Origin of the sequence: Streptosporangium jomthongense (assembly GCF_042650425.1) — a bacterium.
Classification (GTDB): domain Bacteria; phylum Actinomycetota; class Actinomycetes; order Streptosporangiales; family Streptosporangiaceae; genus Streptosporangium.
Genome location: NZ_JBHSBC010000049.1, coordinates 88,875 through 110,146, shown reverse-complemented (window position 1 = coordinate 110,146; position 21,272 = coordinate 88,875). Strand labels below are relative to the sequence as shown.

The following is a 21,272-nucleotide window of genomic DNA, read 5'->3' as shown; positions in this document are numbered from 1 at the left end:
GCGCAAAGAAACACAGTATGGCTTGAATGAGCACACCCAAGAAGTGAAAAATTGCCGTACCGGTCTGTTCCATCCGACGGTGTCCCGGCACGAAAACGCCTGGTACCGTCCCCCTCACCATGAGTTATGGATTATTTGTCGGACTGCTTTCGAGGTCAGAGTTCCCGTGAAAAGGATTCCCAGGTCAGAGTGGGCAGGACAATGACAGTTGATTGGTTTTCCCGGTCTGGTTTCCGTTCCCCTCCCGATGCCGGGACGACACCGGGAAGCGGGTCACCGGCGTCCCGGAGGGGTCACGATGGGTGACGTCCCCTCCCTCGACCCCGGTTCCCCTCGTGTGCGGTTCGGCGTGGAGATGCGGCGCCTGCGCGAGGCGGCGCACCTGTCCCAGTCCGCCGTCGCCGCCCGTCTCGGATGCACGCAGACCCAGATCAGCAGGCTGGAGATGGCCACCCGTACCCCGTCGAGGGCGGACGCGGAGAAGCTGGACCAGATTTTCAACCTGGCCGAAAGACAGCATTTCGTCGGTCTGCACCGGCGCATCGTGGCCAGACCGGGCGGCCCGAAGTGGTTCATGGGCTGGGTTGAGGAGATCGAACCCAATGCGCTGGCCCTGCACTCCTGGGACCCCCTGCTGATTCCCGGGCTGTTGCAGACCGAGGCCTACGCGCGGCGGATCTTCAGCCTGGAGCCGAGGATCACCGCCACCGAGGTGGACGAACGCGTCCAGGCCCGCATGCGCAGGCGGCAGATCCTCGACCAGCGGAACCCTCCCTCCCTGCTGGTCCTCATGGACACGGGTGTGCTGCGGCGCCCGGTCGGCGGCCCCGAGGTGATGCGGGAGCAGCTCGACCATCTGCTCGACGCGGTGAGACACCCCTCTGTCTCCCTTCAGCTCGTCGCCCCGGAATGCCTGCCGGGAATGCTCGGCGCTTTCATGATCGCAAAACTTCCGAACGGCGATCCCGACATCGTCCATGTGGATTCTTCGGCAGATGGACGGGTTTCCTCCGAGCGCGAGACCGTCGCCTCCGTCTGGAAACGCTATGAAGCCATACGACTGTGGGCCTATCCTGAGCACGCATCCCTCCGCATGATCGAGGAAGTGAAAAAGGAATGGACCTGAGCACCACTGTGTGGCGAAAGTCCTCACTCTCCGGCGGAAACGGTGGGCAGTGTGTCGAGGTCGCCGGTCTGACAGGCGGCACGGCGGTGCGTGACAGCAAGAACCCCGACGGGCCCAGCCTTCTCTTCACCGCCGCCGAATGGCGGACGTTCGTCGAAGGCGTCAAAACCGGTGAGTTCGACAGGTTGGTCTAGGGTTTTTTCCTGATCGGTCACAGGACGACGCGTCGGATGACACCGGCCCGCCCCTCACGGCGCGGGGACCGGTGTCATCTCATGCCAGAGGAAGGTAAACAGGAATGGACCTGAGCACCACCGCATGGCGAAAGTCCTCATTCTCCGGAGGAAGCGCCGGGGCCCCCGAGCTCGCCCGGCTCACTTGATGCGCGGGAGCCGGGTCGCCGGCGTCCTCGTGCTGCTGGCGACGGTCTCCGCCTGTGGCCGGAGCGCCGTGAGCGCCCGGATCCCCGCTCCGGCGCCGTCGTCCTCGCCGCCTTCGTCCCTGGCCGCGTCGGTCTCGGCGCCGTCGTCGCCCGTTCCCCGGCCCGCCGTGACGGTCGGTCCCGGGGTGCCCGGCAAGAAGACCAAGGGGTGCCCGGTGACCAAGCTGCGCAGCCGGGGTGACATGCCGCAGGACGTGGGCGAACAGTTCCGGCAGGAGCAGCTGACCCCCGGCGACTGGTACGGCGTGGGCGGCCTGTGGACGTTGCTGGACACGACCGACGTCGCCTACAAGCGTTCCGGCGAGACGGTGGCCGTCAAGACGGTGTGGTGGCGGGATCGTGACGAGGCGCTGACGGTCGAGGCCGTCTCGGTCAAGACGGGTGAGACCGTGCGGGGGGAGAGCCCCGGCCCCTACCCGGTGCCCGGTGTGCAGCCCATCTCACTGCCGCTTCCCCATCTTGGCTGCTGGCATGTGTCCGCCTCTCTCGGCGGAACAAAGGTCAGTTTCATCACCGACGTGGCCCGCATCGGGGTTCTTGACTAAACCTATCCCAAACCCCCCAAATGGGATGATAAGTAGAAATACAACCCTCTGTTATGGGAAAGAGCTATATAAGCGGAGGGGAATTGCGTGTTGACGATGCGTTCTCGCCGTGGATGCGCCAGAGTGGGATTCGGTCCGGCATCACGGATGTCGGACCGGCGCCTGTTTCACGGTTTCCCTCTGGAGCGAGGAACGGCCAGGAACGCACCACCGCACGGCGTTGAGGGCGACAACGCCGTGAATCCTCACCTGACCGGCTCCGGCGGACGAAGACATCCGTGAAACCGCCAGAACAGCACGGAAAAATCAGGTACCCCAATCGTCCCAGCGAGGACAGCCCATGGCCTCTCCCCCTAATGCCAAGGCGAACGAACTGGTTTCCCGGTTCCGCGAGCTCATCATGCGCAACACGGAACTGGGGCGTCGGACGCCCCCTATCGTCTGCCTGTTCGACGGACAGGACAACGGCGGCGCAGCGAACGAGCTGATCACCGCGCTCCAGGGAAATCAAGGAATCGGCAGGTCGGTCGCCATTTCCTCCACTCACGTCGACGTCTCCCTCGTCTCCTCTCCCTCTTCTGCCACCACCGGCCAGGATCCCTCCGGCACGACCGACCCGGACTCCTCCACCTCGACCGGCCAGGGCCCCGTGTTGCCCCTGCTGCACAGGGTGTACGGAAATTTCGCGAGCAGGAAGAACAAGGGACGCCTTCGGTTCCCTCGCTACGCGCTGGCCAGTTGGCTGACGCACCAGAGGCTGCTCTCGGAAGACGCCGAGAACTGGCGTGCCGAGTTGCGCCGTCATCTGGCGGCCAAGGCGGGCAAGAACAAGCAGGAAGTCACGGAAACGCTGGACCTGCTGGCCGTCACCACTCCGATCCCGCTGGTCGGCTGGCTCCTGTCGTTTCTCATCCGTTCCTGGCCCAGGGCCTGCGCCCGGCTGTGGCTGAGCGGGTCACTGCCCGGCTGGAGACAACGGACGCGGTGGTTCATGCGGCAGGGCTACATGTCACCGCGACCGGCGGGCGACTTCATGGAGTTCGCCCTGAAGCTGACGATCAGGGACATTCCCATCAACGGACAGCGTCAGATCAAGCTGCTGCTGGTCCACGCCTTCCTGGAGGACCTCAGGGCCGCCTACCGACGCACGTGGCGTCCGTCCACGTGGCGCCGTACCGCCAACCCCGTCGTCCTGATCAGCGGGGTCGCCCAGGGCAACGCGGGCATGGAACTGCTGTCCCTGATCAACGACGTGCGCAACGAAACTGGGGAGGAGGATCCGCTTCTGGTCATCGCCCAGTGTGACGGATCAGACGACATGTGGACGGACGCCCCGAAGGACTACAACGACTGGTGGAAGGGGCTCAACCCCCGTCCGCGCACCATGAGAACGGACGCCTGGCGACTGGGGTACACCGTGTCCATGTCCGAGGATGATCTCTCAGCCAAGGAGGTCGTGGAGAGGGCGAACCTCACCCCACCCGACTTCCCCCTGCCCGCCCGTCCCGGTGTGCTGTTCTCCGCGACGGTTGCGGTCCTGTTCCTGGTCGGCAGCGGTCTGTGGTGGGCCGGCGCGCCATACGTCAGGGCCGGGTGTGTGCCGTTACTGAACCACGACGGTGTCTCCGTCGCGCTGGTCGACGACGTCTGTGTCGGCTACAGCGACTCCGCCGATCGGCTCTTCGGCGTGGACACCAACGATCCCGAGGCCGCCGCCAGGCTGACCTGGGTCGAGCAGGCGATCTTCCGGCAGAACGCCTGCGCCGAGAGAGCGGTCGCGAACGACCCCACACGCAAACGGCTCACCATCGTCTATCTGGCGGGCTTCCTCGGCGACGAGGAGAACAGCCGGGACTGGCGCACCGCCCAGGCCGAGGAGATGGAGGGACTGCTGCTGAAACAGATCAGACAGAACGGCAAGGCCCAGCCCGACGGCAGGTGCGCTCCCGCCTCGGCCCGTTCCTATCTGAGGATCGTCATCGCCAACGGCGGTCCCGCCATGCGGTACGCGGACCAGGTGGTCGAGGGCCGGATCAGCGCACTGGTCCGGGACGACCCGCACGTCATCGGCGTCGTCGGTCTCGACAGGAGCATCGCCTCCACGGAGAAGGCCATCGCCACGCTGGGGAACCTGGGGGTGCCGGTGCTCACGACCACTCTCTCCGGCACGAACCTCGACCAAGACTCACCGCTGTACTTCCAGATGGTGCCCTCGAACACGGTTCAGGGCAGGCTCGTCGCCGACTACGTGAAGAGTACGGCCTCAAGCCCTCACCCCATCCGCCATGTCCACGTCTTCCATCCCCCCATCGTCAAAAGCGCGTCCGGCGTACCGGACGACCTCTACGTCGCCTCCCTCGTCCAGAGTCTGGAGGAGTGGCTCGGCGCCGCCCGCGTCCCCTACACCGACCATCCATGGGTCGGCGGGGAGGCGAACTCCGACGGGGGGCTGCCCTCGGCCTGCTCCGACCGGCCGGGAGACATGATCTTCTACGCGGGCCGCCACGAGCGCTTCGCCGACTTCCTCACCGCGATATTCAGCCAGTGCAACACGGCGGGGCAGACCGTACCGATCATCACCGACGACGCGATCACCCGGTTCCTCTCCGACGCACCGAACAACCCCGGCGACATTCCCGCCGACGTGAACATCGGGTTCGTCTCCAAGGGCAGCGATGTCGTGCTGACCGGCCGATACTGCCCCGCCCCCACCGAGGCCCCGCCGCCCGAGAACAAGATGAGCACCGTCCTGGCGACCTTCTGCGCGCAGCTCGCCGACCTGTACTCCGAGCACGGGCAGGGCACGAGGTCGTCCGCCGGGATCAAACTCCCGCGCTGGGCCGGAGAACGGATAGGGCTGGCCTACGACGCGGCCGGGATGCTGCTTGAGGCGGCGAGCGCCCCCTACCCCGACCGCTACGCCCGGCTCGGCGTCGCCTACGAGCCCAACCGGGCCGCGGTGGCGCAGCAACTGCGCGACAAGCGCTATTCCGGGGTGATCGGTACGTACAGGTTCGGCGCCTCGCGAGTGCAGAACGAAACGGGCATAGCAATTCTGGGCGTATAGAACATCCGAAATGCCATCGACCCGCCGACCTGCCTGTACAGGAGAACCTATGCGGCAGGAAACACCGACATTCACAGCACCTGCCCTCCTCTTGGGAAAGAAGAGGACAAATCACGATCATTGATAATGACCGCCGAATAATTCTTTGCCGTTAAGCGATAGGTTGCTATCGTTTTTTGGGAAGGAACAGAACGGCCGGAAGGTAAGTCAACCGGGGGGTCGCATGACCGAGTCCATTGCGCTGCCGCTGCACATGTGGCGGGCGGGGTTCGACCCCGCTCCCGAGCTGGAGGCACTTCGGGACGAGGAGGGCATAAGGCGGATCACGACGACGCTGGGCTTCGACGCCTGGCTGGTCACCCGCCACGACGACGTACGGGCGGTGCTCGGTGACGCCGAGCGCTTCAGCAACGACTGGCAGAGCCACTACCCCGTGCCCGGTGATCCGTACCGGACCGAGGAGGAGAAGGCCAGGTTGCGCGCGGGCAACCTGCTCTCCTTCGACCCTCCTGAGCACACCCGGATACGCCGGATCCTGACGCCGGAGTTCACGCTGCGCCGGATGCGCAGGCTCGAACCCCGGATCACGCGCATCGTCGAGGACCACCTGGACGCGATGGAGAAGGCCGGATCCCCCGCCGACCTGGTCTCCTCCTTCGCGCTGCCGATCCCCTCGCTGGTGATCTGCGAGCTGCTCGGCGTGCCGTACGCCGATCGGGAGGACTTCCAGCGCAGGACCGGCAGGTTGCTTGACCTGTCCCTCGCGCCGGAGGAGCGGATCGCGGCCCAGCGTGAGTCGCGGCAGTACATGGCCGAGCTGGTCGCCCACGTCAAGTCGGACCCGGGCGAGGAACTGCTCGGCATGCTGGTGCGCGAGCACGGCGACGAGCTGAGCGACGACGAACTCGCCGGCATCGGCAGCCTGCTGCTGGTGGCCGGGCACGAGACCACCGCCAACATGCTGGGCATCGGCACGCTGGCCCTGCTGCGCCACCCCGACCAGCTCGACCTGCTCAGGAAGGAGCCCGAGCGGGTCGAGGCGGCGATCGAGGAGCTGATGCGCTGGCTCAGCATCGTCCACTCCGGGGGCTTCAGGATGGCGACGACGAAGGTCGAGGTCGCGGGGCAGGTCATCGAACCGGGCGAGCTGGTGCTGTGCTCCCTGCCCGCGGCCAACCGCGACGCCGCGTTCGTGCCCGATCCCGGACGGCTGGACATCACCAGGGGCGCCTACGGCCACATGGCCTTCGGACACGGCGTACACCACTGTCTGGGGGCCCCGCTGGCGCGGATGGAGATGCGGGTCGCCTTCCCCGCGCTGCTTCGGCGCTTCCCCGGGCTGCGCGTCGTCGATCCCGAGGCGCACTTCCGCACCTTCCACGTGGTGTACGGCCTGACCTCCCTGCAGGTCGCCTGGTAACCGTCCGCATCCGGACTGCTAGCGTTCGGTGTGTGCCAGAGCAACGACACAGAGCCGATGCCCTGCGCAACTCCGACAGGATCGTCAGGGCTGCGATCACGGCCTTGCGAGAGGGGGGCACCGCCGTACCCCTCGATGAGATCGCCCGCAGGGCCGGGGTCGGGATCGCCACCGTCTACCGGCGGTTCGGCGACCGTGACGGCGTGATCAGGGCCTGCTTCGAGACGTACTTCACCGAGGAGGTCGAGCCGCACGCGCTGGCGGCCCGCCGGGCGGCCGACCCTCGGCAGGGGCTCGCCGAGGCGCTGGGCGCCATCGTGGACACGTTGGCCTCGCACCGCGCCCTGCTCACCGCGGCACGGGAGGCGGGCGCGTTCACCGAGTCCCTGTTCGAGCGGTTCGGCGCGCCGCTGGGCGACGTGCTCGCCGACGCCCTGCGGCGCGGACTGGTCCGCGCCGACCTGCTGGTCCGCGACCTGGCGGCGATGGTGGTGATGACCCTGGCCACGATCGGCCCGACGGGTCTCGACGGCCACCGGAGATACCTGGCGCTCCTGTTCGACGGGACCCGTCCTTCAGAGGCGCCGCTGCCTCCGCCGTCCGAGCCGGGCGAGAGGATCAGTCCCGCAGGGCAGCGGCCTCACGCCCGTGCACGATCAGCGCGTACAGGATGACGACGTCGACCGCGATGACGACGATGGACCACCACGGATTGGCCGCGAGCCAGGCCATCTGGGTGATGGCGTTGACCGCCACGAGGACGACGGCCGCCATCCGCGCCCACTCCTGACCCATCAGCAGGGTGATGCCGACGGCCACGAGCAGGATGCCGAGTATGAGGTGGACCCAGCCCCATCCGGTGAGGTTGAGCACCAGCAGCTTGTCGCGGATCTGCACGTAGAGATCGTTGTTGAAGATCGCGTACAGACCGGAGATGGCGTTGAAGAAGCCGTCCACGATCATGACCACGCCCGCGAACCAGATCCAGCCGATCCAGCCCGTCATCCGCGTGTTGTGTGCCATATGGTGCTGTGCCATATGAATCTGCTGCCCCTTGACCGGTGAGTCGTCACCGACGCCGGGGAAACCTCGCCCGTCCCGGTGCCGTCCCGTGGACGGGTCTTTGCCCTCCACTCCTCCACGGGCGAAACCACGGGCGAAACCGCCGCCGACCGTACCGTCCCGGCTGTGCGGATTGAGTGATCCGACCCCGGGTACATCGCACGTTCCGTCCGGGTCCGCGGCACGCGTCCGCACTGATCACTTTCAGATACACTTCTGTATCTGAGCGCGGAGGTATGTGGATGCGGTTGTCAAGGGAGCAGAGCCGTGAGGAGACCAGGCGCAAGTTACTGGCCTCGGCCTCGGAGCTGTTCGCGGAACGCGGGGTCAACGGCACCTCCATCGAACAGATCGCCGAGCGGGCCGGCTACACCCGAGGGGCTTTCTACGGCAACTTCGACGGCAAGCACGAGCTGGTCGTCGCACTGCTCACCAGGCGCACCGAACGGGCACGGGAGGAGTTGGCCGAGATATGCGGCCGGGCCACCTCGTCCGAGCATCTGACGAGCCTGCTGCACGCCTGGCACCGCGACCACGCCGAGCACCAGGAGAGCTGGCTGGCGCTACGCCTTGAGCTCCTCCTCTACGCCCTGCGCAACCCGGAGATCCGCCCGCTGCTCGCCCAGCGGGAGCTGTTCGCCAGGGACGCGATCACCGAGGGGGTACGGCGGGAGCTCGTCCGCCGGGACGCGGGCCCGCCCGCGGACCCGAAACTGCTCTCCATGATCGTCCACGCCCTGGAGGACGGCCTGCTCGTCCAGAGGCTGCTCACCCCCGACGACGTCGACGACCGCACGGCGACCGACGCCGTCACCCTCCTCCTCGACTCCTGGGCGGCACTCGACACGCGAAAGAAGGACTGATGCACGACTACCGGGTGACCATCAGAGGCAGGTTCATCGGTCTCACCGACGACCAGCGGGCCGAACTGACCGCGCGACTGGCCGACCGCGACATGCTGCTCAACGGCTTCACCAGGGAGGGCGGCTTCGCCTACGACGCCGCCATCGGGCCGTTCAGCTTCCGCTACGTCATCGCGGTCGACGACGAGGAGGGCGAGGCCGAGGCCGTCGAACTGGCCCTGGCCGCTGTCAAGGCCAGACTCGGCGAGTACGGCCACGGCGACCTGTCGGTCTCGGCCGTCGACATGCGCGAGGTGAAGATCCGCCGCCGCTGACCGCCTTTCCCAGGCCGTCCTCCGGGGTCGTCCTCCCCAGACCGTCCTCCCCGGTGGCCGTCTTTCGGCGGCCGTCCTCCCCGGTGGGCCGGGTCAGCCTCCGGGTGTGGAGGGCGGCTCGGCGACGGTGGTGTGAAGCGCGAGGCCGCCGCCGTCCAGGGGCCGGAACCCCAGTTCGTGGAGTTCGGGAACGTCGAGCGCGGTGACCACCCGTAGGGCACCCACCTCGGCCGCCTCGTGGATCACGACGCGCACCAGCGCGGCACGCACCTGCGGGGGGACGCCGGGCTGGACGTGCGCCAGTTCCAGGCGGGCGGTGGTGCGCGGCGCGTCCTCCCAGGAGGCCACCGCCTGACCGACGAAAGGCTCTCCCCGCTCGTTGTCGGCGTAGGCCTGCAACCAGCAGACGAGCCTGTTCTCGGCGACCAGCCTCCGGGGAACGGTCACGTCCATCCCCGCCTCGGCCAGCCAGGAACCCGCCTCGGACGCGGCGACGGGAACCACCGTCCTCCTCCGCGTGAGACGGAACCCCCTTCGCAGGGATATGAGCGGAACATCACTGACATAGAACCCCGCAGGCCAGGGGTCCGGGGCGTCGCGAACGCCCAGCACCACATAACCGTCCCTGACCGTCCTGCGCCCCCGGCGGACCAGCCCGGTCGCGAGTTCCTCCGCGAGGCGGTAACCGACGTCCGCCGCCCATTCGTCCGGCGAGGTCATCGGTTCGCCGATCACGGAGTTCCTCGGCTCCGTGGGAAACGCGACCTCGACGGCGTAGGTGTTCGGGTCCTTCCTCCAGCGGAAGACCACCAGCATGCCGTACGGCTCCGCGACGACATCGACGACGAAGGCCCCCTCCGTCAACGCCCTCACCCGCAGCAGACACCCCCTGAGCGCCGCGAAGACCTCCTCCCGAGACCACCCGGTCGTCATTTCCCCACCTTCCCGATGTGGCTCAGCCCAAGGCGTACTCATATAGCTCTCATATAGCTGGAAATTTGATCATCATTGGCTCATCGCCTGATTTCCAGGAAAGGTGGTCCGTTCGTGGTTCCCGAGGGTTTCGTTCGCGCTCTTGACGGGTTCGAGACGGTGCTGGCCGCCGTGCCTTCCGGCCGGTGGGACTCGCCCTCCCCGTGTGAGGGCTGGCGCGCCGTCGATGTGGCCGGTCATGTCATCGCCGGACTGTCGGTGGTCAAGGCCCGTGCCGTCGGCCAGGCGCTCCTCGAGGCCGACCCCGACTGGCGGGAGGTCGCGGGCCCGGATCCGGTGGCGACGTGGCGGGCCGTACGCGCCGACATGACGGCCGCGCTGGAGCCTGAGGCGCTGGCTCGCCGGATCCCACTTGCCCTGGACCTGGAGGTGACGCTGGGCCAGTGGCTCGAACAGTATCCACTGGAACTGCTCGTGCACACCTGGGACCTGGCGCGGGCCACCGGGCAGGACGTCGTCCTTGACCCCTGCCTCACGCGTCAGGCCCTGGAGACGGCGAGGCTCTTCGCTCCGCAGGGCCGGGAGGCGGGCATGCTGGGGCCGGAGCGCGCCGTGGCCGACGACGCCGACGACCAGACCCGCCTGCTGGCCCTCTTCGGCCGTGACGTCACAGAAACGACCTGAGAGCCTGACGCGCCCTCAGCTCGCCGTGGACGGTCCGGCGGTCGAACCGTCCTGAGTTCCACTCTCCAGTCCCTGGAGCAGGACGCGGACGTCCCCCGCCCGATAGCGACGGTGCCCGCTGGGGGTGCGGACGGAGGCGATCTGGCCACGCAACGCCCAGCTCCAGCCGACGACATCTCTGCCAAGCCAATACGCGACCTATATCGGGTTTGAGTCCGAAGCCGAAGGAGTCAGGAACTACGAGATCCTGGCCGTCCCCGGCCTGCTGCAGACCGAAAGTTACGCACGGTCCATGATCAAGGGAACCGTTCCCGACGTGTCGCGCGACGAGGTGGAAACCCGAGTCGCCGCCCGACTGCAGCGACAACGTCTGCTCGACCGCCCCACTCCGCTCAAACTGTGGGCCGTGATCGACGAATCAGCCCTGCTTCGCGAGGTCGGTGGTCGACAGGTGATGCATGACCAACTGGCCAAACTGCGCGAGGCGGCCGAAGAGCCGAACATCACCATCCAGGTGACCCCCGAAGCGCCGGAGCCTATCCCGGAATGCACGGCGCTTTCGTACTGCTTGATTTTCCCGGCGAAGGCCACGACGTCGTCTATATGGAAGGCAGCTCAAGCGATCTATTCTTGGAGGACGAGCAAGATATTTCGCACTACAGCATATTGTTCGAGCATCTCCGGGCGGTAGCCGCCGGCCCGGATGCAACACGTGCCATATTGGCCACAGCCCAAGAGAACTGGAAGGAGGGCAGGGCATGATGGATCTTGACCTGTCCGGCGCCGAATGGCGCGTGAGCAGTCGCAGTCAGGGCAACGGCCAGTGCGTGAAAGTCGCCACCAATCTTCCTGGACTCGTGGCCGTCCGGGACAGCAAGGATCGCGGTGGACCGGCGCTGACCTTCACACCCGCAGAGTGGACCGCTTTCACCGAAGCCATCAGGCACGGAGGGTTCGACCTCCCTCCTGCGTGATCTCTCGACGAATAAAAACCCCTTTTTGGAGTCCCTGCCTCTACGGCAGAGGCTCCGCCTCTCAAGCACGATGCATTTGCTCCATCGCATTTGCATCGTCGCAAAAACTCTGCCGAAGAGCAGTGTCCAGGGCACTAAGATCCCCCACCTCCCTCCCATGAGTTTTCTGCTCCGCGTCTTATCCCACTGATGCTTACACGGATTAGAGCCTCCTGCCGCCCTAATCCAGATCGCGCAGAACCATGAAATCGATTACGGCTGATCCGCCGCTCCCATCCGGGTCACGACCGGCCGCGAATAAACTGTTTAGGCCTTCGATCACCTACTCCTGCCCATACGAGCAGGCGGGTCCGCCGCTCATCGCCAAAGGTCCGCAGATCGGGAACGCTCAGCCCACACAGGTCGGCCGGGTGCGGCGCCAGTAGGACCAGGCGGCCAGGGCCAGGGCCAGGCCGTACGCGGCGAAGGCGCCCAGGCCGAACCAGGTCACCAGGAGGGCGTCGCCCACGGTGGAGAAGTCTCCCCTGGAGACGGTGATCACTCCCGCCGTGCCGAGGGTGGCGTAGACGACTCCGGCCACCCCGTAGGGCGCGAGCGTGGCGGCGCCGATCAGTGCCGGGGTGAGCGGCAGCCAGCGGGGCACCCGTCTCCCCCGCAGGACGAGCGTCCAGCGGGGGAACACCTGGCCCCAGGGCCGCACCAGACCGAGGAGGAGGAACACTCCGAGCGCCACCAGCAGCGCCGTGGGGTCGATGCCCCAGCGGTCCAGGGTGAGCCACAGCTCCGAGGCGCCGTTGCGCTCGTGCGTCGCCACCATCTCCTCGCCGGTGACCCCCGCGAAGGTCCCGCCGAGCACCCATGTCGTCTTCATGACCGCGTAGGGCAGGAACGCCGCGGCGCCCACGTATGCCGACGCCCGGACGCGCCGCGGAGCGGGTGTGGGTTCCGGCCTGTTCCACACGGTCGAGGAGGTGTGTACGGCACCGCACCGCGGGCAGACGCCGGAGGTCGAGGAGCGGTAGGAGAGGGCCGTGGCGGCGAGCAGCACCACACCGAGCCCGGCGAGCGCCCGGTTGGCGGCCCCCGTCCAGCTGTCGACGGTCTGGCCGAAGACGAAGGTGATCGCGTCCATCAGCAGGCCGAACGCGGCCACGCCGACCAGCGCGCACAGCCCGATCAGGGCGGCGAGAACGACCCGCCGGGGAAGCCGCGGGCCCCGGGGCCGCGCCGCGGCCAGCGTCGTCACCGCCACGAGGGCGGCGGCGGTCACGGCGGCCCAGTTCAGGCCGACCGGCAGCGGATGCGCGGCACGGTAGAAGATCGCGGTTCCGGTCAGCGCCGTGACCAGGCCGAATCCCCCGTAGGCCACCGCCCAGCCGAAGGCCGCGTATCCGGTCCACGCCAACCGCCGATCGGGTGACGATGGATGTGCGATGTCAGTCATGAGCCAACCCCCGTTCGGCTCCGGAACCTACACAGGTGGTCCTGTGGCGAAGCTGAGCCGGGCTGAGAGGGCTCACAGCCGATCGGTCAGTCGTCCTCGTCGGGGGGCGGGTCGGGCAGCCGCCAGCCCTCCAGGAGGAGGGGCAGGGTGTAGTGGGTGGCGAGCAGGGTCAGGGCCAGGGGCAGCAGCAGGGCGGTCGGCACGTCCAGGGTCAGCCGGCCTCCCGTGCTCCACAGGCCGGCCAGGACCACCAGTACGGCCAGCACGACCGTGGTGAGGGTGTGCGCGCCCGTGTAGGCGCGCTGCTGTTCGCCACGCTGCCGTTCGTCGAGATACTCGGCGGGGATGGTGGTGACGCCCTTGGTGGCGAGGGTGAGCCAGCCGTACACCGGGACCAGGACGGCCACGGCGAGCGCGAACATGGACAGGTAGACGTTGCGGGCCAGGTCGCTCGGCGCGAGCCTGACGATGACCACCAGGCCCGCCCAGAGCACCAGCAGGGCCGCGCCCCCGGCGATCACGAGCCGCCTGCGGTTGCGCCTGCCCGTCCAGACACGGCGGGCCGGGCTGTTCTCGATGAGGGCCACACGTTCGCGGACTCGACGGTCGATCCAGCGACGCATCGGTCTCTCCTTCCTCATGTCCCGCCCCCGCTGCCCAGCCGGGCGAAGGGGGTCAGTGAGAACACGACCTCCACCGGCACCTCGAAGTACTCGGCGATCCGCAGCGCGAGGAACAGGCTGGGGCTGTACTCGCCGCGTTCCAGGTAGCCGACCGTCTGGTAGTGCACACCCAGGGCCGTCGCCAGGTCCTTGCGGGAGATCCCGCGTTCGGCGCGCAGCATCGAGATGCGGTTGTAGACGATCTCGCTGGACATTCGGGAGCCTCATATCCGCCGCTCGGCCTGCCGGGTCCCGGACGCCCCGCGGGTGACCTTGCGCAGCAGCCAGGGTGCCAGAACCATACCGGCGATCGCCCAGAGTCCCATCACCGTCGCGGCGGTCCCGAGCTGCCAGGCGCCGCCGAGTTCGGCCGCCGCGGCACCCGGCGGCAGGAACGCGGCCCGCAGGGCGTGTCCCTGCCAGTAGAGCGGGAAGGCCTGGGCGACCCGGCCGACCACCTCGGGCAGCATCCGCAGCGGGAGCATCACCCCGGAGATCAGCATCAGCAGCATGGACGGCAGCCCGAGCACCAGCGCCGCGCTCTTGGGGTTGGACAGCATCGCGCCGAGCGCGGCCCCGACGGGCACCACGGAGAGCGCCCCGAGCACGAGCGCCCAGCCGAAGGTCAGCCACGCCTGCGGGGTCGCGGGGGGCCGGACGCCCGCGACGAGCACGCCCGCCAGCAGCATCAGCGTCGCCTGCGTCAGGATCTGGCACAGCACCGAGACGGCGCGTCCCGTCACGTAGACCGGGATGCCGCGCGGCAGCGCCCGCAGCCGGAGCAGCGCGCCCTCCTCCCAGTCGGCCGCGATCAGCATCGGCAGCGTCGTCACCCCGGTGGAGAACACCATGAACGCCGTGAACCCGACCGCCATGAACGTGGCCATGTCGACTCCGCCACCGGCCGGATTGCCGCCTATCCACAGCGTGAGCAGCAGGAAGACGCCGACCCCGCCGGCGAGCTGGCCGGTCACCTCCTTCCTGTCCCGCAGGAGGGTGCCCTGCTCGATCAGTCCTCGACGGATCCCGAGGCCCAGTGTGCCGTTCATGCCGCGCTCCGATCGATCAGGCTCAGGTAGCTCTCCTCCAGCGTCGGCCGCCGGATCTCCAGGTCGGGGACGGGCCCGCCGTACCTCTGGTGGAGTTCCCAGGCCAGCCGTGACGGGTCGTCGGTCAGCTCGCACCCGTCCTGCCAGCGCACCCGTGACGGCGCCCGTACGGCGGCGGCCAGCTCGGCGGGGGTGCCGGAGACGGCGACGCGTCCCTCGACCAGCACCGCGATGCGGTCCGCGAGCCGTTCGGCCTCGGCCAGGTCGTGGGTGGTCAGCAGGATGGTCGTGTCGAGCCCGCGGACCAGGTCGTGGAACTCGCGCCGCGCCTCGGGGTCGAAGCCGGTCGTCGGCTCGTCGAGGAAGAGCAGGTCGGGCCTGCCGACGACGCCGAGCGCCACGTCGAGCCTGCGGCGCTGGCCGCCGGAGAGCCGGCCGACCTTCGCGGTGGCCTTCCCGGACAGGCCGAGGGCGTCGAGCAGCTCCCCGGTGTTCCACGGCGCCGGGTAGTGCGCGGCGACGTGGCCGAGCAGTTCGCCCACCCGCCAGCGCGGGTGGTCCCGCCAGTTCTGCAGGACGACGCCGAGCCTGGCCCGCCAGGCGTCGTCACCCCGCGCGGGATCGACGCCCAGGACCTCGACCTCGCCCGCCGACGGGAGGCGGAAGCCTTCGAGGATCTCGACGGTGGTCGTCTTCCCCGCGCCGTTCGGCCCGAGCAGTGCGACGGTCTCCCCGCGTCGCACCTCAAGGTCGACCCCGCGCAGCACCTCGTTCCGGCCGTACGACATTCGCAGCCCGCGAACGCTAATCACAGCATCCATGCTTTCGAATGTAGTACACCTACTACATAAAAAACAACCACTACTACGAACGGATCTCGGCTGCCAGGATGGAGAGATGATCGACGTTCGTACGGCCCACACCTCGGAACTGGACACCGCCATCCTCGAAACCGCCAGGAGACTGCTCGTCGAGGTCTTCGACGGAGACCTGAGCGACGACGACTGGGAGCACGCCCTGGGCGGGGTGCACGCCCTGGCCTGGCGGGGAGCCGAGCTGGTCGGGCACGCCTCGGTGGTCCAGCGGCGGATGCTGCACGGCGGCAGGGCGCTGCGCGCGGGCTACGTCGAGGCCGTCGGGGTCCGCGCGGACCTACGGCGCGGAGGGTACGGCACCGCCCTGATGGACGCGCTGGAACGGGTCGTCCACGGCGCCTACGACCTCGGCGCGCTCAGCGCGTCCGACGAGGCCGTGCCCTTCTACCGGGGACGCGGCTGGCGGCAGTGGCGAGGCGAGACGTTCGCGCTCACCCCGGACGGCCTCGAACGCACCGAGGAGGAGGACGAGGGGGTCCACGTCCTCCCCGTGACGGTTCCGCTCACCCTGTCGGGCACGCTGACCTGCGACTGGCGCGACGGTGACGTCTGGTAGGCGCCGGTCACCGCGAAGTCAGGGGGCGGCGATCCACTCGGTCTCGGTGGTCAGCGCGTCCAGGTCCTCCTGGACGGGGGTGATGCCGATCCCCGGCCCCGAGGGCACGGTCATCTCTCCCCCGGTCAGCACGAACGGCGCCGTGACGTCCCGCCCGTAGTAGCGCGCGGTCGCCGAGATGTCGCCGGGCAGCGTGAAACCGGGCAGCGCGGCGAGCGCCAGGTTGGCGGCCCTGCCGAGACCGGTCTCCAGCATGCCGCCGCACCACACGGGCAGCCCGTTGGCGCGGGCCACGTCGTGGATGCGCCGCGCCTCCAGGTAGCCGCCCACCCGGCCCGGCTTGATGTTGATGATCGAGCAGGCGTCCATCCTGATCGCCGCCGCCGCGTCACGCGCCGAGGTGATGCTCTCGTCCAGGCAGACCGGGGTGTTCGACCTGGCCGCGAACCGGGCGTGGGTGTGCAGGTCGCCGGGGGCGAAGGGCTGCTCGATCATCGCCAGGCCGTAGGCGTCGAGCCTGGTCAGATGGGGGATGTCGGCGGCCTCGTAGGCGGTGTTGGCGTCCACGGTGAGCATCACGCCGGAGCCGAAGGTCTCCCTGACCCGCCTGACGGGTTCGAGGTCCCAGCCGGGTTCGATCTTCAGCTTCACCCTGGCGTACCCGGCGGCCAGGTGCCGGTCCACGGTGTCGAGCAGCGCGTCGATGCTCTCGGCGATGCCGACCGAGACGCCGACGGGCAGGCTGTGCCGTACCGCGCCCAGGTAGGAGGCCAGGGAGACGCCCCGGGAGCGCAGCCAGGCGTCGAGCACGGCCGTCTCGACGGCGGACTTGGCCATCTGGTGGGCGCGCACGTGGCCGAACGCGGGGGCGACGGCCGCCGGGTCCAGGTCGAGGGGGAAGAGCACCGGCAGCAGGAACCGGCGGATCACGTCCGCGGCGCCCTCAAGGTACTCGGGGCAGTAGCTCGGCTCGTCCTCGGCCACGCACTCCGCCCAGCCCTCGCCCTCGTCGGTCACCACCCGCACGAGCAGCGCCTCCCGCACCGTCTGGGTGCCCAGGGACGTCCTGAACGGGGTCACCAGCGGCAGCGCGACCTTACGCAGCTCCACACCTGTCAGTTTCACGCCGTGCCTCCTCTGGCCAGTAGATACCACCCGGATCGGGTGAAGCCGGTGATCCGGTAACCGTCGGCGAACGCCGCGCCGAGCACCCCGCCCAGCGCGGCCCGCCAGTGTCTGGCCTCGCCGGGCTCGTCCACGCGCAACCGCTCGATGTCCGGCGGAGTCGCGCAGCGTAGCAGAGGCGCCCCGCCGCCTGGCCGTACGGTCCCCGCCTCGTCGAGGACGGTCACGGCGGCGGTCTCGGACGGCCCTGCCGCCCGTTCGGTGGCCGGGGCGGGGTCCGGGGTGACGGGCCAGGTGACGAACAGCCGGTCGGAGACGTCCCCGTCGTTGATGCCGTCACTCATCGGGCCGTAGAAGTCAGGGAGGTACTCGGCGACCTTCGCGCCGAGTTTGACCAGGTTGAAGTAGGCGTTGCGCCGTACGAGCGGGTCGAAGGTCCAGGAGACGGCGACGAGGCCGCGCTCGGCCGCCCAGGCTCGCTGGTGTTCCTTGAGCGCCAGGCCGACGCCGAGTCCCCGCGCCCGGGAGGCGACCCCGGCGACGTGGGAGTGCAGGCTCCTGTCCGCGGCGAGGAACCCCACGGCGGCGCCGACCAGTTCCTCGTCGAGGAAGGCGCCGCCGATGTAGCCGCCGACGTGCGCCAGCGCGCACATCACGTCCAGGGAGATGGGCGGATCGTCACCCGGCCTGGTCCCCCAGACCTGACGGAGCAGCCGGTCGGCGCGCTGCAGGTCGGCGGTGCCGTGCAGAGAGAGGAGACGTACCCCGGCCCGAGCCGAGGCGAGGAGTTCGACCATGGCAGACAGCATCCTGCCGGAAGGCCTCCGGAGCGTTGGCGCACACGCCGAACTTCACCCGCCCGGATTTGTGGTCCCGCTCAGCGCCACCCGTCCGGCGCTCGCACGACCTCGCGGCGTCGCCCGAACCCGTACGGCCCGGCGGCGCCGCTCGAAGCCCGCCCTGCCTCTCTCACAACCTGCCCGCCCGATGACGCCGCTCACGAGCCGTCCGGTCCCGCGGCGCCGCTCAGCCGGAGCTGGAGCGCCAGGACCAGGCGGGTGTCCGGGTCGTCCAGGTCGATCAGCTCGCCGATCCTGCGCAGCCGGTAGCGCAGGGTGTTGGGGTGCAGGGACAGCGTGTCGGCCGCCCTGGGCACGTCGTAGTGCGCGGTCACCCACACCCGCAGGCTGCGCACGTAGTGGGTGCCGTGCCTGGCGTCGTGCGCGGCGACCACCCCGAGCGGCTCGCCGTGCAGGGAGGGCTTGGCCCGGACGGAGGCGTCCATGTCCATCAGGAACAGCGCCGCCGACAACTCCTCGTGGTGCCCGACCTCGGCCCTCGCGTACGGCCCGCACACCGCCCGCAACGCCTCCTCCGCCTGACGGGCGCTGGTCGGCGCCAGCGCGGCCGCCGGGACCACCCTGCCGATCCCCGCCCGCCACTGCCCGCCGAGCCGGTCGCGCATCCTGGCCAGGACGTCGGCGGTGATCCTGCGCAGCAGCGGCGTCACCGAGTCCGTGGCGACGATCGCGTGGGCGCGCCCGTCGACCGCCCCCGTCGCCGCGCGCATCCGGTAGGCCGCGTAGGCGGTGCGCAGCAGGTCGCCGGTGTGGGTGGCCGCGAAGGCGTCGGCCGTACGGCCGTGCGGCCCGATGGTGACCACGGTGACCGGCTCGTCGGGCAGCAGGCCGAAGGAGGTGGCCAGCTCCCTGACCGGCCCGATGCCGCGCAGCAGGTTGCCCAGGCACTCGTCACGGCGCCTGCGGGCCTCGTCCGCGGCCAGGGTGATCCTGGCCAGGTGGGGGGCGGCGGCGCGGGCCGCCTCCGCGAGCACCTGCGCGGCGTCGGCCGCCAGCGGCTCCTCCGCCCTGAGCGCCCAGATCGTGCCGAGCGCCTCACCGTGCGCGCGGATGGCGATGGCCAGCCGGGGGTAGTACTCGCGCGGTTCGTAGCTCCACACCGCGTCCTCGGCGCGCAGCACCGCGGCGTACTCCTCGGTGTTGGTCGGGTGCTCGGGCACCCTGCGGCCCAGGATGCCCTCCCTGCGCAGGTCGTCGATCTGCTGCCCCTCGACCGTCGAGTAGGCCAGCACCCGCATCGCCAGGTCCTCGATGGCCACGGCCCCGCCGACCCGTACCGCCACCTGGTTGGCCAGCGCGAACAGGTCGGCCGCCCTGGCGTCGCCCAGCGACTCGACGGGCGCGACCACCGCGAGCAGGGCGTCGATCAGCGTGTAGAGCTGCCCCCAGGACAGGTCGGGAGCGGCGGCGAGCAACGCCGTACCGGCCGCCTCCGCCACCTCGGCCAGCGACTCCGGGTCGCTCGTGCCCGGTTTGACCACCACGACCGCGACGCCCGCCTCACCCGCGCGGGCCAGCATCTCGGCGGACGGGCGCCCGGTGACCAGCAGCACGGCGCCGTCGAGACCGGTCATGGCCTCCTCGGGGTCGTAGATGACCGGTGTGCCGATCAGCGGCTCCCTGCCGCCGGGCAGGGCGAGCGGACGCACCATCTCGGGACCGAGACTGTCCAGCAGCACACCGAGCGTGACCCGGCCGCGCGCCGTCATGACATCCCCCGGCGCAGGACCGTTCCATGCCTGCCCCCGGTGAACTCGCCGTCGGCGACCACCTCCCGCCCGGCGAGGAACACGTGCCGCACCCCGTGGGGACGCACGTCGGGGACCTCGTAGGTGCCGTCGTGGCCGACGGTCGCGGGGTCGAAGACGCAGACGTCGGCGACCGCGCCGGGACCGAGCCAGCCCCGGTCGGTCAGCCCGAACTGGGCGGCGACGGCCGAGCTGACCTTGCGGATCGCCTCGGGCATCGGGACGACCTTCCGCTCCCTGACGTAGGTCCCCAGGAAGGTGGGGAAGGTGCCGAACGTACGCGGGTGGTTGGGGCCGACCGGGGGCCCGCCGTCCGAACCGATGGAGACCAGCGGATCCGCCATGATCGCGGTCACGTCGTCGTCGTGCATGGTGTGGAAGACCCCGGAGGCGTGCGGGTCCCGCCGAAGCAGGTCGCACAGGGCCTCCCACGGGTCCCCGGGCAGGTCGGCAAGGCGCCTGCCCTCGACGGCGAGGTCGGAGTGGGTGAGGATCTGCACGTCGGCCGGGTGCAGCTCACGCCACAGGCCGACCCCGGTGCCGGTCGCCGGGTCCTCGGCCATCGCGCGGAGCGCGGCCCTGGTCAGGGGGTCGGCGAGCCTGGCCAGCAGTGCCTCCTGGCCGCCCTCGCAGGCGACCGGCGGCAGCACGGCGACCAGACCGGTGCAGAAGGCCAGGTACGGATACACGTCCGCGCGCACGTCCAGGCCCGACCTGCGCGCCTCGGCGAGCTTGGCCAGCAGCATGGCCGAAGACCCGTGTACGGCCCGGCCCGACGCCTTGCAGTGCGAGACCTGCAGCCGCACCCCGGCCCGGGTGGCGACGGTGATCGCCTCGTCGAGCGCGTCGGCCAGGCCCTCGCTCTCGCTGCGCATGTGCGTGGCGTAGGGCAGGTTCCACCGCCGGGCGACCAGCGCGAGCGCGACCAGCTCGTCGGTGCCGGCGTAGGCGCCGGGGACGTACTCAAGGCCGCTGGACAGCCCGACGGCGCCCGCCTCGAACGCCTCGGCCGCCAGGACGCGCATCCGGTCGAGCGCCTCGCCCGTCGGCTTCGCCTCCATCCCGCTCGCCGCCAGCCGCAGCGTGTTGTGCCCCACCATGACGGCCAGGTTGTTGCTCGGCCCCGCCGCCCGCGCCGCGTCGAGGTACTCGCCGAACGTGGTGAACGCCTGCTCGGCCAGTACGGCGGGCATGAACCCGGCCGTCTCCGGGTTCGCCGGCCCGCAGGAGAAGCCGCAGTTGCCGACGATCTCGGTGGTGACGCCCTGGTGGAGCTTGAAGGGCTGGGGTTCGGCGAGGAAGGGCACGGTGTCGGAGTGACTGTGCGGATCGACGAAACCGGGGGCGACGACCATCCCCGCGACGTCGATCACCCGCCTGGCGGGCCCGAGGTCACGGCCGACGGCGACGATCCGGCCCTGGGAGATCGCGACGTCGGCGTCCTTCGCGGGGCTGCCGAACCCGTCGTGAACGCTTCCATGGCTGAGCAGCAGGTCGTGCATGATGCAAGGTTTCCTTTCTCA

At 69.5% G+C, this 21,272-nt stretch carries 22 protein-coding genes and 1 pseudogene; 12 read left to right on the top strand and 11 right to left on the bottom strand.

Annotated elements, in window-relative coordinates; translation table 11 throughout:
* Positions 1 to 247: 247 nt before the first annotated feature.
* The 6 genes from ACFOYY_RS37330 to ACFOYY_RS37305 all read left to right on the top strand — a co-directional run bounded on the left by ACFOYY_RS37330 (position 248) and on the right by ACFOYY_RS37305 (position 7,274).
* On the top strand, positions 248 to 1,126 hold the full coding sequence (locus tag ACFOYY_RS37330; RefSeq protein ID WP_386195980.1) for a helix-turn-helix domain-containing protein: 879 nt from the start codon (positions 248 to 250) through the stop codon (positions 1,124 to 1,126).
* Positions 1,117 to 1,320, top strand: a complete 204-nt coding sequence (locus ACFOYY_RS37325; RefSeq protein ID WP_352013845.1) for a DUF397 domain-containing protein — start codon at positions 1,117 to 1,119, stop codon at positions 1,318 to 1,320. The genes ACFOYY_RS37330 and ACFOYY_RS37325 overlap by 10 nt, the downstream gene beginning before the upstream one ends.
* Positions 1,321 to 1,507: 187 nt before the next feature.
* Positions 1,508 to 2,113 (top strand): hypothetical protein, encoded by a 606-nt coding sequence (locus ACFOYY_RS37320; protein ID WP_386195979.1) that lies wholly within the window; start codon positions 1,508 to 1,510, stop codon positions 2,111 to 2,113.
* Positions 2,114 to 2,453: 340 nt separating this feature from the next.
* Entirely contained in the window at positions 2,454 to 5,180 is a 2,727-nt protein-coding gene (locus tag ACFOYY_RS37315; RefSeq protein ID WP_386195977.1) for a hypothetical protein, read from the top strand.
* A 223-nt stretch (positions 5,181 to 5,403) separates the two neighbouring features.
* Positions 5,404 to 6,600 carry a cytochrome P450 gene (locus tag ACFOYY_RS37310; protein ID WP_386195975.1) on the top strand — a complete coding sequence of 399 codons (1,197 nt, stop codon included), beginning with the start codon at positions 5,404 to 5,406 and terminating at the stop codon, positions 6,598 to 6,600.
* Between the two features lie 32 nt (positions 6,601 to 6,632).
* Positions 6,633 to 7,274: a TetR/AcrR family transcriptional regulator gene (locus tag ACFOYY_RS37305; protein ID WP_386195973.1), complete on the top strand. Its 642-nt coding sequence runs from the start codon at positions 6,633 to 6,635 to the stop codon at positions 7,272 to 7,274.
* Here ACFOYY_RS37305 and ACFOYY_RS37300 read toward each other — a convergent pair.
* Positions 7,219 to 7,623: a DUF7144 family membrane protein gene (locus ACFOYY_RS37300; RefSeq protein ID WP_362776697.1), complete on the bottom strand. Its 405-nt coding sequence runs from the start codon at positions 7,621 to 7,623 to the stop codon at positions 7,219 to 7,221. The genes ACFOYY_RS37305 and ACFOYY_RS37300 overlap by 56 nt on opposite strands.
* A gap of 281 nt (positions 7,624 to 7,904) precedes the next feature.
* On the opposite strand from ACFOYY_RS37300, the gene ACFOYY_RS37295 reads away from it, so the two are divergent.
* Both ACFOYY_RS37295 and ACFOYY_RS37290 read left to right on the top strand, forming a co-directional pair.
* Complete coding sequence (locus ACFOYY_RS37295) at positions 7,905 to 8,525, top strand: TetR/AcrR family transcriptional regulator (protein ID WP_352013850.1); 621 nt, start codon at positions 7,905 to 7,907, stop codon at positions 8,523 to 8,525.
* Entirely contained in the window at positions 8,525 to 8,839 is a 315-nt protein-coding gene (locus ACFOYY_RS37290) for a DUF6204 family protein (RefSeq protein ID WP_352013851.1), read from the top strand. The genes ACFOYY_RS37295 and ACFOYY_RS37290 overlap by 1 nt, the downstream gene beginning before the upstream one ends.
* Positions 8,840 to 8,932: 93 nt before the next feature.
* Here the strand turns inward: ACFOYY_RS37290 and ACFOYY_RS37285 are convergent, their stop codons facing one another.
* Entirely contained in the window at positions 8,933 to 9,772 is an 840-nt protein-coding gene (locus tag ACFOYY_RS37285; RefSeq protein ID WP_386195970.1) for a hypothetical protein, read from the bottom strand.
* Positions 9,773 to 9,886: 114 nt separating this feature from the next.
* On the opposite strand from ACFOYY_RS37285, the gene ACFOYY_RS37280 reads away from it, so the two are divergent.
* The 3 genes and pseudogenes from ACFOYY_RS37280 (at position 9,887) to ACFOYY_RS37270 (ending at position 11,430) form a co-directional block, all read left to right on the top strand.
* A complete protein-coding gene (locus tag ACFOYY_RS37280) occupies positions 9,887 to 10,456 on the top strand; it encodes a TIGR03086 family metal-binding protein (protein ID WP_386195968.1) in 570 nt (189 codons plus the stop codon).
* A gap of 124 nt (positions 10,457 to 10,580) precedes the next feature.
* Positions 10,581 to 11,218: pseudogene (locus ACFOYY_RS37275) on the top strand (DUF5753 domain-containing protein).
* Positions 11,215 to 11,430, top strand: coding sequence for a DUF397 domain-containing protein (locus ACFOYY_RS37270; protein WP_386195966.1), 216 nt, complete (start codon positions 11,215 to 11,217; stop codon positions 11,428 to 11,430). The pseudogene ACFOYY_RS37275 and the gene ACFOYY_RS37270 overlap by 4 nt, the downstream one beginning before the upstream one ends.
* Before the next feature lie 388 nt (positions 11,431 to 11,818).
* Here ACFOYY_RS37270 and ACFOYY_RS37265 read toward each other — a convergent pair whose 3' ends face one another.
* The 5 genes from ACFOYY_RS37265 to ACFOYY_RS37245 form a co-directional block, all read right to left on the bottom strand.
* Complete coding sequence (locus tag ACFOYY_RS37265; protein ID WP_386195964.1) at positions 11,819 to 12,874, bottom strand: hypothetical protein; 1,056 nt, start codon at positions 12,872 to 12,874, stop codon at positions 11,819 to 11,821.
* A gap of 86 nt (positions 12,875 to 12,960) precedes the next feature.
* Complete coding sequence (locus ACFOYY_RS37260) at positions 12,961 to 13,497, bottom strand: hypothetical protein (protein WP_352013854.1); 537 nt, start codon at positions 13,495 to 13,497, stop codon at positions 12,961 to 12,963.
* Between the two features lie 14 nt (positions 13,498 to 13,511).
* Positions 13,512 to 13,751 (bottom strand): helix-turn-helix transcriptional regulator, encoded by a 240-nt coding sequence (locus ACFOYY_RS37255; protein ID WP_352013855.1) that lies wholly within the window; start codon positions 13,749 to 13,751, stop codon positions 13,512 to 13,514.
* Between the two features lie 9 nt (positions 13,752 to 13,760).
* Complete coding sequence (locus tag ACFOYY_RS37250; RefSeq protein ID WP_386195962.1) at positions 13,761 to 14,585, bottom strand: ABC transporter permease; 825 nt, start codon at positions 14,583 to 14,585, stop codon at positions 13,761 to 13,763.
* On the bottom strand, positions 14,582 to 15,406 hold the full coding sequence (locus ACFOYY_RS37245; protein WP_362776712.1) for an ABC transporter ATP-binding protein: 825 nt from the start codon (positions 15,404 to 15,406) through the stop codon (positions 14,582 to 14,584). The genes ACFOYY_RS37250 and ACFOYY_RS37245 overlap by 4 nt, the downstream gene beginning before the upstream one ends.
* 76 nt (positions 15,407 to 15,482) lie before the next feature.
* Between ACFOYY_RS37245 and ACFOYY_RS37240 the strand changes: the two genes are divergently transcribed.
* Positions 15,483 to 16,016, top strand: a complete 534-nt coding sequence (locus ACFOYY_RS37240) for a GNAT family N-acetyltransferase (protein ID WP_386195960.1) — start codon at positions 15,483 to 15,485, stop codon at positions 16,014 to 16,016.
* Between the two features lie 18 nt (positions 16,017 to 16,034).
* On the opposite strand, the gene menC is transcribed toward ACFOYY_RS37240, so the two are convergent.
* The 4 genes from menC to ACFOYY_RS37220 all read right to left on the bottom strand — a co-directional run bounded on the left by menC (position 16,035) and on the right by ACFOYY_RS37220 (position 21,251).
* Positions 16,035 to 17,141: an o-succinylbenzoate synthase gene (gene menC, locus ACFOYY_RS37235; RefSeq protein ID WP_352013859.1), complete on the bottom strand. Its 1,107-nt coding sequence runs from the start codon at positions 17,139 to 17,141 to the stop codon at positions 16,035 to 16,037.
* Entirely contained in the window at positions 17,138 to 17,938 is an 801-nt protein-coding gene (locus tag ACFOYY_RS37230; RefSeq protein ID WP_352013860.1) for a GNAT family N-acetyltransferase, read from the bottom strand. The genes menC and ACFOYY_RS37230 overlap by 4 nt, the downstream gene beginning before the upstream one ends.
* Positions 17,939 to 18,138: 200 nt before the next feature.
* Positions 18,139 to 19,710, bottom strand: a complete 1,572-nt coding sequence (locus ACFOYY_RS37225) for a PucR family transcriptional regulator (RefSeq protein ID WP_386195957.1) — start codon at positions 19,708 to 19,710, stop codon at positions 18,139 to 18,141.
* On the bottom strand, positions 19,707 to 21,251 hold the full coding sequence (locus ACFOYY_RS37220; protein ID WP_386195956.1) for an N-acyl-D-amino-acid deacylase family protein: 1,545 nt from the start codon (positions 21,249 to 21,251) through the stop codon (positions 19,707 to 19,709). The genes ACFOYY_RS37225 and ACFOYY_RS37220 overlap by 4 nt, the downstream gene beginning before the upstream one ends.
* Positions 21,252 to 21,272: the final 21 nt, after the last annotated feature.

What these genes read in the sequence shown, in the direction of transcription:
- ACFOYY_RS37245 (WP_362776712.1), bottom strand. Translation starts at nt 15,406, where the DNA reads ATGGATGCTGTGATTAGCGTTCGCGGGCTGCGAATGTCGTACGGCCGG.
- ACFOYY_RS37295 (WP_352013850.1), top strand. Translation starts at nt 7,905, where the DNA reads ATGCGGTTGTCAAGGGAGCAGAGCCGTGAGGAGACCAGGCGCAAGTTA.
- ACFOYY_RS37300 (WP_362776697.1), bottom strand. Translation starts at nt 7,623, where the DNA reads ATGGCACACAACACGCGGATGACGGGCTGGATCGGCTGGATCTGGTTC.
- ACFOYY_RS37310 (WP_386195975.1), top strand. Translation starts at nt 5,404, where the DNA reads ATGACCGAGTCCATTGCGCTGCCGCTGCACATGTGGCGGGCGGGGTTC.
- ACFOYY_RS37315 (WP_386195977.1), top strand. Translation starts at nt 2,454, where the DNA reads ATGGCCTCTCCCCCTAATGCCAAGGCGAACGAACTGGTTTCCCGGTTC.
- ACFOYY_RS37240 (WP_386195960.1), top strand. Translation starts at nt 15,483, where the DNA reads ATGATCGACGTTCGTACGGCCCACACCTCGGAACTGGACACCGCCATC.
- ACFOYY_RS37270 (WP_386195966.1), top strand. Translation starts at nt 11,215, where the DNA reads ATGATGGATCTTGACCTGTCCGGCGCCGAATGGCGCGTGAGCAGTCGC.
- ACFOYY_RS37225 (WP_386195957.1), bottom strand. Translation starts at nt 19,710, where the DNA reads ATGACGGCGCGCGGCCGGGTCACGCTCGGTGTGCTGCTGGACAGTCTC.
- ACFOYY_RS37260 (WP_352013854.1), bottom strand. Translation starts at nt 13,497, where the DNA reads ATGCGTCGCTGGATCGACCGTCGAGTCCGCGAACGTGTGGCCCTCATC.
- ACFOYY_RS37320 (WP_386195979.1), top strand. Translation starts at nt 1,508, where the DNA reads ATGCGCGGGAGCCGGGTCGCCGGCGTCCTCGTGCTGCTGGCGACGGTC.
- ACFOYY_RS37325 (WP_352013845.1), top strand. Translation starts at nt 1,117, where the DNA reads ATGGACCTGAGCACCACTGTGTGGCGAAAGTCCTCACTCTCCGGCGGA.
- ACFOYY_RS37230 (WP_352013860.1), bottom strand. Translation starts at nt 17,938, where the DNA reads ATGGTCGAACTCCTCGCCTCGGCTCGGGCCGGGGTACGTCTCCTCTCT.
- ACFOYY_RS37330 (WP_386195980.1), top strand. Translation starts at nt 248, where the DNA reads ATGCCGGGACGACACCGGGAAGCGGGTCACCGGCGTCCCGGAGGGGTC.
- ACFOYY_RS37220 (WP_386195956.1), bottom strand. Translation starts at nt 21,251, where the DNA reads ATGCACGACCTGCTGCTCAGCCATGGAAGCGTTCACGACGGGTTCGGC.
- ACFOYY_RS37250 (WP_386195962.1), bottom strand. Translation starts at nt 14,585, where the DNA reads ATGAACGGCACACTGGGCCTCGGGATCCGTCGAGGACTGATCGAGCAG.
- ACFOYY_RS37290 (WP_352013851.1), top strand. Translation starts at nt 8,525, where the DNA reads ATGCACGACTACCGGGTGACCATCAGAGGCAGGTTCATCGGTCTCACC.
- ACFOYY_RS37265 (WP_386195964.1), bottom strand. Translation starts at nt 12,874, where the DNA reads ATGACTGACATCGCACATCCATCGTCACCCGATCGGCGGTTGGCGTGG.
- ACFOYY_RS37255 (WP_352013855.1), bottom strand. Translation starts at nt 13,751, where the DNA reads ATGTCCAGCGAGATCGTCTACAACCGCATCTCGATGCTGCGCGCCGAA.
- ACFOYY_RS37285 (WP_386195970.1), bottom strand. Translation starts at nt 9,772, where the DNA reads ATGACGACCGGGTGGTCTCGGGAGGAGGTCTTCGCGGCGCTCAGGGGG.